The 10,072-nt window shown below is 42.5% G+C and carries 7 protein-coding genes; 3 read left to right on the top strand and 4 right to left on the bottom strand.

Annotation, left to right across the window (positions count from 1 at the left end; all coding sequences use genetic code 11):
• Nucleotides 1-36: 36 nt before the first annotated feature.
• The gene (locus QUB44_RS12945; protein ID WP_333367708.1) at nucleotides 37-1,239 is read right to left on the bottom strand and encodes an NB-ARC domain-containing protein; all 1,203 of its coding nucleotides are present in this window, start codon (nucleotides 1,237-1,239) and stop codon (nucleotides 37-39) included.
• 260 nt (nucleotides 1,240-1,499) lie between these two features.
• Here QUB44_RS12945 and QUB44_RS12940 point away from each other — a divergent pair, with 260 nt between their 5' ends.
• The 3 genes from QUB44_RS12940 (at nucleotide 1,500) to QUB44_RS12930 (ending at nucleotide 5,455) form a co-directional block, all read left to right on the top strand.
• A complete protein-coding gene (locus tag QUB44_RS12940) occupies nucleotides 1,500-4,670 on the top strand; it encodes a helicase-related protein (protein ID WP_333367705.1) in 3,171 nt (1,056 codons plus the stop codon).
• 181 nt (nucleotides 4,671-4,851) lie between these two features.
• Entirely contained in the window at nucleotides 4,852-5,073 is a 222-nt protein-coding gene (vapB, locus tag QUB44_RS12935) for a type II toxin-antitoxin system VapB family antitoxin (protein WP_106150059.1), read from the top strand.
• Between the two features lies 1 nt (nucleotide 5,074).
• Nucleotides 5,075-5,455: a type II toxin-antitoxin system VapC family toxin gene (locus QUB44_RS12930; protein WP_333367702.1), complete on the top strand. Its 381-nt coding sequence runs from the start codon at nucleotides 5,075-5,077 to the stop codon at nucleotides 5,453-5,455.
• Between the two features lie 256 nt (nucleotides 5,456-5,711).
• Here QUB44_RS12930 and QUB44_RS12925 read toward each other — a convergent pair whose 3' ends face one another.
• The 3 genes from QUB44_RS12925 to QUB44_RS12915 all read right to left on the bottom strand — a co-directional run bounded on the left by QUB44_RS12925 (nucleotide 5,712) and on the right by QUB44_RS12915 (nucleotide 10,021).
• Complete coding sequence (locus QUB44_RS12925; RefSeq protein ID WP_333367699.1) at nucleotides 5,712-6,005, bottom strand: TIGR03792 family protein; 294 nt, start codon at nucleotides 6,003-6,005, stop codon at nucleotides 5,712-5,714.
• A gap of 26 nt (nucleotides 6,006-6,031) precedes the next feature.
• Entirely contained in the window at nucleotides 6,032-8,242 is a 2,211-nt protein-coding gene (locus QUB44_RS12920) for a PAS domain S-box protein (RefSeq protein WP_333367697.1), read from the bottom strand.
• Nucleotides 8,243-8,812: 570 nt separating this feature from the next.
• Complete coding sequence (locus tag QUB44_RS12915) at nucleotides 8,813-10,021, bottom strand: AAA family ATPase (protein ID WP_333367695.1); 1,209 nt, start codon at nucleotides 10,019-10,021, stop codon at nucleotides 8,813-8,815.
• Nucleotides 10,022-10,072 lie beyond the last annotated feature (51 nt).

Below are 10,072 nucleotides of genomic sequence, written 5' to 3'. Positions count from 1 at the left end.
TCATATTTATTTAACGATTTTACTAGCTTTTTCATTTTAACTCTTTTTTGACACATTCGCCAAAGTGAGATGCACCCAAACATCTTTCACATCTTCCGGCAACAATATGGTATCATCTATTAATAAGTCAGTCGCGCCAATTCCCAACTCTTGAATCAAAGTCGCCACGCTTTTTAACCAGAAGGGATTGCCTTGGTAGCGGTGAATGAGTGCTTCGCAGTTATCGATTTCTGCTAATCCTTTATCTCTGAGAATTTCCCGTGCAGCCGCACTATCTAAACCAGTGAGTTGTAAGGTACGAATGGGAGTATTTTCGCTGGTGAGTTGAGGCACTTCTTTGGGCGGTTCCCAACCGATTAGCAGGAAGCAACTTTGATGGGATAATTTTTCTATTTGTTTGAATAGAGAGCGATATTCTTCGTATTTTGGTTTATACTTTCCTGCGAATTCGCCGCTAGAAAAAAGGTTGTGAACGTCATCCAAGACTACTAAACAGCGATGGTTTTGTAAATACTTAATCAGCGGTAAGCGTTTCTGGTTTGTTGGGGAGGAATCTAGGTTTTCTGACTGGGAAAAAAGCTGTGTTAGGTTAGATTGAAATTTATCGATGGTGGGGAATTCGTCTAGTGTGTACCAAACTGCGTACTCAAACTCGTTTTTGATTTGTTTTACGAGTTGTACTGCTAGGGATGTTTTGCCGATACCGCTGATGCCGGTGAGGGTGATGAGGCGGCAGTTTTGTTGTAGAATCCAGGTTGTGAGGGTTTGGAGTTCGGAAGTGCGATCGAAGAAATTGCCCAACTCCGGCATCTCGCTTAAATCTTGATGTAGAGTTTTAGTTGGTTTTGAGTTAGCTGTTTCCTGATTTGGTGGGTGTGAGTTTCTTTGTTCTGGTGGGTGTCTTCCTTCTCCACAAATGTTGAAAATACTACTGATGTGTTGTTCGCTAACGTTTTGTGCAAAATTTGATGAAAATAAGGAGACTTGCAATCTCTCTATTGCCGATCGTAAATTTGATTTACTAATATCTTCTCCCAACTCTTCTGAAAGTATTTCCCATAATTCTGCGCCCACTTTCCGAACACTACTTTCCGAACAATCAAAGTCTTTGGCTATGTGCTTGTATGTCTCGCGTTCTAGAGTTCCCCGCAGTACCGCCTCTTGTAAATCGTCAAGGTGTTGACCCGTTTTCTCAAAGACAATTTTATCCGCGATTTTTAAAGCTTCTTTTAGGTTCATCGGGGCCGGAAGAGGTAATTTTTTTGTATTATAGCTCACATTTAAGAACAGTTTAATACATTTTTCCACATTTTTGTACAAAACTAGATTAAAGAGAGTGAAAGCAGGTAAAATTGTTGACAAAATTGAACATTTTTGGGCTAGACAAAAATTGGATTTCCACAAATAATAGGAGAAGTAGCGACTGGTTTGTTGTCATTACCTTAGTAAAATAGGCATTGAAAACTTAGCCACAATCAAAAACTTCTGAGGACAGACGCATGACGTATAGCCTGTTTGAAATCCCATCTGAGAGCGGTAATCATGCAGATGTTGTCTGGGCTGATCCCAGTAGTGTCGATCGCAATGCCTATACCCATTTAGCCTATACAATCGAAACAACTGACAGCGAAAACAGCGTACTAGATGGGCGAGGTATCCGCTTCAAAAACTTACGCCACTGGAAAAAAATTAAAGAAGAATTCCCTGACGTATGGTTACGTTTCAAGGAAAACCATACATACTATGCAGGTGAAAGCGTCCTAGAAAAAAATGACCTAAAGCATCAGCATCATATTAAAACTGTTCTAAGATTGGGTGCATTAGAGCTCCTCGCAAATATCTATTCTGGGCGGATTACCGCTAGTGACAAAGATCCTTTTCCTCATCAATTAGCATTACAACAGTATGTTAAAAATCATGAGTCTCGCATTAAGCGAATTCTGATCGCCGACGAAGTAGGTTTAGGTAAAACAATTGAAGTAGGCTTAATATTAAGAGACAAGCTGATTGCACAAAAAGATGATTTGCGTTGTCTTTATCTAACTTCTGGTGGCTTAACAGAAGATGTTAGAGATAAACTACGTAGTGTGATTAAAGATTCTGTTGATGGAAGCATTATTAGTGTTGTAGATTCTTTTAGACAATATGGCGATAGCATTAGTCAAAAAGGTACTCGGATTGCTAGTATGCACGCTGCTAGACGATATCTTAATGATAAGAAAGAGCTACCTAAAGGAGTTAAACCAAATATCATCATCATTGATGAATGTCATCACTGTGCCAGCAATGCTAACCTCATCAATGGGGAGTCATATGTAGAATCGGCAATTGATACAACACAAGCTTATAAAACTGCATATCAAATGATCGCAGGTAAGTTCTGGAAAGACTCAGAACCGCCAGAGCTAGTTATCTTGATGAGTGCTACACCTTTTCGCTCTGCCAATCAATTTACAAATTTATTGCGATTACTGGTACACCAAACTGCTTTTGAAAATGCCTATGCTAACGATATTGGCAACAAAGAACTTCGAGCAGCAATATCAAAAGATGATTCACCCGTAGCAGTCATTTGGCGGCAACAGGATGAGATTCGTAATTGGTCTGACCAAAGATTATTTCCGAAATTAATGATAGTTCGTCCCCACCGCGAAGGTGAGCCAAGTCTCGAAAAAACTGATGAAGAGTATCTGTCAACGCTAGAAAAAATCAAAAGGACAGTACAGCGTATTTATCGAGATCATAGGGGTAGTTTTGGAGGGTTTGCTACAGCACATCTTGAAACACGTTTAACCAGTAGTTCCCTTGCAGGTGCTTGTTGGCTATTTCGTTGGTGTGTCCGCCATCATCCAAAATGGCAAAATGATCACAAGTATAAGACAGATAACTTCGCTGATACTCAAGATTTAAGGAAATTAATTCGCGAGATTTCCAAACACCTAGCGAAATTTGATACTGAGAGGGATACAGTTACAGGATACGCCAAAAAGGTTATATTTCCTTCTGACAGTAATTTTTCATTTGACTCTGCCCACTTGAAGGATGGCAATATACCTGCTATTCGTGACTTTCAGAAAAAACTACTGGAGAACGCAAAACAAAAAAATGATCGAGATGATGACGATGATACAGATTTAGAAGCAACGATAGAGGAAATATTAGAACTGACAAAATTAGCCTTAGACTTGTTGGCATCAGGTAGAAGTGTTGAAAATGCCAAGCTAAACTGGCTAAGAGCTATGCTAGAAGAACATCCCGATTCTCGTTTTCTCGTTTTTACTGAGGTCTTACAAACTACTGCCATTATTACCGCAACTTTTCCTAAACAAAGTCGGGCTCTTACTGGGGAGATGAGTGCTGATGATCGAAAGAATGTAGTTAAGGAATTTTACGATCGCAACCAAAAATACCGCATCCTTGTCGCAACTTCTGCGGCGGACGAAGGATTAGATTTTCAAGTAGCCAATAAAGTTGTGCATTGGGATCTCAGTCCCGATCCTGCTGTTTTAATGCAACGTAATGGGAGGGTTGCTCGATTAGGTCAAATTTCTGATGTCACTGCCTACTATCTCATTTTAGAGGGTACATTAGCCGAAAAAAGAGATACAGCCTTACTAAAGCGTCTCGAAAAAGCAGGAGTTACAGATCCGCGTATGCAATTGAAAATTTTGGGACAGCTTGATAATAAGCAAGAGGGCAAAATTGCAAGTGCTATTGAAGATGACAGTGGTGATGAAAAAACTGTAGACCAAATTCTAAAAGTAGCAAAGGAAAGCAGTGATGTCATGGAGACAGAGCTTCGTAAGTTAAATGAACAGCTAAAACCCATTGAGGTTCTCGATCGCGAGAAGCTACGTAAACGCCTCAGAACTTGGTATGATTTGGAAGTTACTCAATACGATCCTTACCAACATAAACTAGCTTTTGAAGCTAAGGAATGGCAACGTCCTGTTTTTGGGGAAGACAAAACAGAGATGGAGTCAGCAGTTTCTGAAGTTCTCGTAATCAAGCAGAAAAACAAAAAAAAAGATAGAAAATTTAACTTTGACCCAGAATTTGCTCTTTTTAGCCAAGAAAAAAATCCCAAGGGATTAGCAGGGTTGCTGCCTTGGTTTCTAAAAAAAAGTGAGGGAACAGAACAACATCAACCTCTTCGTGTTCCTGGAGACGATCCAATTGATCCAATTGGAAACTTAACTCAGTCTCTTGCTAGACAAAGACAAGCGGATTTTATGGCTGTTTCTGCAGAAAAGCTCTGCGAACATTTTCCCAATCTTAAAGGCGGCTCTTACTTGCTGTTTGCAACCCATCCATTACGAGAATTAGAGAAAAACAAATCATCAGACTCAGCTAAATACTTGACATACTACACTTTTACAACTGATTTTAGTCAGCCAGTCAATCCCGATGGTGCTTCTGCTATTGAAGTACATGACATGATTACTTTCTTGGAGGCGCAAATTGTTCAAGATGTAGTCTATCTATCACCCGAAGTAATCGAGCTGGCAAAATCAGCAGGGCGGGATATCTCTCAATGGGTTCAAGATTCTTTCAGCATGGGTGGTGATGATTTCTTAGATGAAGAGTCAAGTTATTTCGTGCCGATTCCTGTTGCTTTGGTAGCTATTGTTGATCCGATCGCAGAAGTTAAAGAAAATAACATCGCATAACATCGCAAGTGCTTGTTTCTGACGACCGATCGCCTAAAATGAAAGACCGATCGCCCTTCACACCAAATACCAAACATTACGATGATTGTACCCAGTGCGATCGCCCTTCGCACCAAATACCTTCTGACTGCAATTACAGTATAATGAGTGAACATGATCTAGTAAAAATTGCACAGAAATCATGACTATCGATCTACAGATTTTTCAAACTGTCGTCAAGATGCCAGAATCTCTCAAACAAGAGATATTGCATTATGCAAAATATTTACTTGAGAAACACGCAAAAACTGAATCATCTCCAGAACAACTTGAACAACCTCATGGTTATGGTAGTTGGGCAGGTCAAATCGTCATGTCTGATGATTTCGATGAGCCACTGGAAGATTTAAAGGAATATATGTAACATGGAATGCCTTTTAGATACTCATGCCTTGCTGTGGTACTTGCTTGGCGATTCCAATCTAGGTAATAAAGCAAAAGAAGCGATCGATACTAAAACAAATTTGTATTTTAGTATTGCCAGCCTGTGGGAAATCTCCATTAAAATTAATGTCGGTAAGCTTCAACTGAATCGACCCTTTGAAGATTTTCCGAAGGAATTGCAATACATTAACGCTCAAATTCTACCAATTACATTTGAAGACACTGAGATTTACGCAGGTCTTCCCCTGCATCACCGAGATCCGTTCGATCGCATTCTGGTAGCACAGACAATGAATCATTCGCTTGTTTTGATTAGTCGTGATGAGGCTTTTGATGCTTATCCAATTCGGCGGGTGTGGTGATAAACAAGGCAAAAAGTTTATACTTGCGATCGCCCCTAACACCAAATACCCAACACTGCAATGATTGTACCGAGAGCGATCGCCCTTCACGCATCAAGAGCGATCGCCCCTAACACCAAATACCCAACACTGCAATGATTGTACCGAGATCGATCGCCCTTCACACCAAATACCGAATCGATGTCTGCGTTACAATCAAGGTAAAACTCATGATTAATCTTTCAAAAATTAACACCATCAACTGACTGCTGACTAACTAATGCAAAAACTTGCGAACTTGATATTCGCGACTTTCGGCGATCGCAATTTGCAAATCCCCCATTTGGGCATCCAACTCATCTATTGTGCTTTGCGGAACCGACTTCCACTTCTCCCTAGTTTCCCAGCGAATCAACATCACCACCTCATTTTCCACCGGATCTACCCAAATTTCTTTGCCTAAAAAACCGTCCCAATTTTTGAGTCCCGCCGTCCAAACTTCCTGATCTCGCTGAATAAACTGCTCCCACTTTTCTTGAGATACTTTAAATTTTAGCCACTCAATTACCATCTTATTTCCTATTTGTAAATAGCTAATTAATCGTTGCCGATCGCAATTTTAATGATCAACTCCGTTCCCTCTCCCGGACGCGACACACAGTGCAACTTACCGCCGTGCTTTTCTACTACTAAATGCTGGGAGATTGCTAGACCCAAACCAGTGCTCGTGTCTGGACATTTAGTGGTAAACAAAGGATCAAAGATGCAGTCGAGGACTTCTTCAGTCATGCCAGGACCATTGTCACTAATGGCGATCGCAACTTCGTTTTCCCCTACCACAGAAGTCCGAATCCGAATTTCGGGATTGAATACTTCAGAGCTCGACCTGCCTGAAGACAAGTAAGACTGATTTTGAATTTTACCATACTTTTCGGCATTTCTCCCCCCTTCTTCCAAAGCGTCGATCGCATTTGTCAACAAGTGCATGAACACTTGGTTTAAGTGTCCCGCATAGCAGTGAACTCGCGGCAAATCCCCGTACTCTTTAACTAAAGAAATCCCCGGCCGTCCCCCTTTAGCTTGCAGGCGATTTTGCAAGATCAGCAAAGTGCTGTCCAAACCTTCGTGGATATCAGCAGGCTTCATTTGAGCTTCGTCGGTACGCGAGAACAAGCGGAGCGATCGCACGACATCGCGAATCCTTTCCGAACCGACTTTCATGGAATTTAGCAGTTTTGGCAAGTCTTTTTTGATGAAGTCTAAGTCTAATTCCTCCATCAAATCTTGAATTTCCCGCACGGGATGGGGATAATACTTTTGGTAAAGGTCGATCGTTCGCAGCAGTTCTTGAATGTAGCCAGTGGCGTGGCTGACATTGCCCGAAATAAAACTAACTGGATTGTTAATTTCGTGCGCTATTCCGGCTACCAACTGCCCCAGGGATGACATCTTTTCTGTTTGAATCAGTTGAGTTTGAGCTCGCTGCAAAATTAACAGCGCCTGCTCTAATCTAGCCGCTTGCTGCCGCAGGCGTTCTTCGGATTCTTGCAAAGCCACAAGAGACTGTTTGCTGTCTGTAATGTCCAATCCCACAAATACCGCCGCCGTATTGTTATGGTATTTTTGAGCTACTATTAGATAAGTTTTATTTTCTCCTCTGATGCTCGCTGTTACTTCTTGAGATGTCTTCTTTTTATGGTTGGCAAAGAAATCGTATACTAAATCGTTAAATTTGGGACTTGTATCTAAAAAACCTACTTTTTGACCAATAAATAGTTCGGCAGGCATTTTGTAAGCGCTAGCTAAATGTCGATTTACTCCCAAGTAGCGCAAATCGGAACTTACCCAAGAAACTAATCCCGGCACCGCGTCCAAAACGGCTTGAAGTTGCTCTTTTGCCTCTACGAGCGCTGATTCGGCTGCAAGGCGAGCGGAAATGTCGCGGGCGATCGCGCAGCGGTATTCGCAGCCGCCGTATTCTAAATAATTGACTTTAACTTCGACGGAAAAACGGGCGCCGTCTTTGGTTTTGTAACTGGTTTCAAAAGTGAGGTTGGTTTGCTGCTTGAGTTGAGACCAGTGTTCTCGCCAATCCGATGCTGGCAAGTGCGAATCGATGTCGCTAACCCTCATGTTTAGCAGTTCCGATTCCGAGTAGCCGAAAAGATGGCAAGCGGCTTTGTTCGCGTAGCAAATTTGACCGTCGGAGGTACTAAAAAAGATTGTATCAGCAGCATTTTCGAGGGCAATTTGAGTTAGTTGTGGTATTGTTTCTAACTGCTTGCTTTTGACCTCGGACTGAAATTTATTATAGCAATTCGTTTGAGCGGGAGCATCCCCTATCTTAGATGCCAACAAAATCAAACCGCCGATCGCACCTTCGCTATTTGTCCAAGGCTGAAATACCCATCTTACCGACTCGCTGACAGAGCAGTTTGCGATTTTTTCTGATACAGATGCGATCGATCGCCCTGCCACAAACTCGCTGTATTCCAAAACTCCCGTCAAACAAGCCTGGGCATTTTGCTCCCAATATTCCGGGAGATTCGGGAACAGTTCCCAATGAGATCGGCCGATGGCCTCGCCGTCGCCCAACCCGCAATCTGTTTCCCAGCGACGAGAAACCGACAGATAGCGCATTTCACAATCTACCATTGCCACGGCCTCGGCGGAGCGCTCTACAAACCGCCGAAATCGGTCTTTACTCTCGGACACGGTTGCCTCTGCAGGTTGTTGGGCGATCGGGAAAGTCCCGTCAACGTACCTTCCCAGTCCCTGACTTTTTTGCTGAACTGGCTTAGTGTGCACGGTTTGGGATTTCCTCCATAGCTGTCAAGTTTGAAAAATTCTGTTTGAGACCAAAAATGCTGTTTTTCCCTGATTTCCTCTCTCGGACAATACCCTTAGAGGGTATCACCCATCATTGATATCATTTTTGATGGGGATATGTCTATAGGCATTAGTGTCAGTTTAAGACCAAAGCTAGTGCCCGGTTGCTGTTTGACGATTAGGCATAGATCGCGCTGGCGCCCCCCGAATAATAGTAGGAGGGGACTGGAGTGATCTGTTACCTCCCCCGACTATTCCGGGGCGCAGGAGGGCAGCGAGACTAGGCAAAAAACGAGATATACAAAGGGTTTTAGGCGATTGTTGACACCAATGGTCTATAGGTAATCAAGAAATTTTTCCCCAACCTTTGAGATTGAAAAGATTTCTTGGTGATCGTTCGGTATTTTATACAATTTCGCAAAAAAAATGCAACTGTAGACCCGTGATCCAAACCTTGAGCTTCATCAGTCATTCCATCGAAAATCGAACATGGTATGAGATTGTGTAGTCAGTGCGATCGCCAGATAGCTTGAGAATGCAAGAGAGCGCTCAAACAAATTTGTGCGTAAATTCACTGGTAAAATCCACTCTCCCTTTCCGTAACATTGCAGGATCTAATCTTTCCGTCGTGTTGCAAGTCATCAAAACTACGAGTTTTTGCTGAAATTGAATGCCTTGATCGTCGATGACGCTTTGATACAAAGTTCCATCCAGCAAACTCAAAATGTGTTCAGTTTTGTTAGTGCGTTGTGCTTCTGCAGTCGATCGATCTTGAGCCAAATTATCAGCCTCGTTGATAATAATACAAATCCGCTCTAAATAACTCGGTGGCACAAAATTTTCCACAGCATCGTGGTCTAAGATAAAAATCACATAACCCAGTGGCACTAAAATTTCCTTTGCTACCGCTTGCGTCCAAGCAGTTTTGCCCGTCCCCGGTTCGCCACTAACCAAAACAGCCAACTGATTTTGATCCAAAATTGCCTGCTGAACTGTATCGGTAAAACTTTGAACCTCCTCCGAAAACGTGCGAATTGGGAACTGGCTGTGAACCTGTCCGACGCGGCTTTTGTACCCGCCCAGAATCACCGCTAAATTATAAGTTGCCTTGCTAACGAGCGGCGCAATATCTTGGCAAATCAGAGTGTAACAGCGTCTTCCCCTGTCGTAACTATCAATTTGCAGCCAGCAGCCGAATCGGGCCCAAGAAGCATAAACAGTACCCAAAACTTCCAAGCGTTCCCAGCTAACAAATCGCTCCGGGGGATAAGAAAAATGTCGCTCCATAAAAGACTGGGTAATCGCATCCGGTTTCCCTAGCAAAGCCAGAACTTTGAAAACAGTAATTTCTTGGAGTTTGTTGAGAACGTAGTCGATGGGAATGCTAGCGCGGCTGACCAATTGCACCACCGGCGTTTCGGTAACTAAAACATCTTTGTAGCGGTAATCCGGGTAAACTGGCTGCGGAGTAATGTAATCCCAAAATTCATCAATTTCGTAGCGAGTATTTTCCGAGAATACATTTAAAATATTTGCCCACCAAGTATATTGGTGTCGCCCCATGGCGTCGGCAATATCGCTAGCTGCACCTAAAGTTTTTTGAGCTAGTTCTTGGGGGTCGCTAGACGCTAAATGTACCAGGTGTCCCCAATCAAATTGACGATAAAAAGGTCGCCAACCAGAGCCTAGCAGACCTCTATTTTGAGAATTGTTTTGATGAAAATTGTTTTCGCGATCGCCCATATATTCCGCACTCATTTTGCAAAACTCCTACTTACTCTTATTTTACATTTTTTGTGGTACACATTC

This window comes from Microcoleus sp. AT3-D2 (assembly GCF_036705715.1).
Classification (GTDB): Bacteria; Cyanobacteriota; Cyanobacteriia; order Cyanobacteriales; family Microcoleaceae; genus Microcoleus.
The sequence above is the reverse complement of the archived record's forward strand: the minus strand, read 5'-3'. Positions and strand labels throughout refer to the sequence as shown.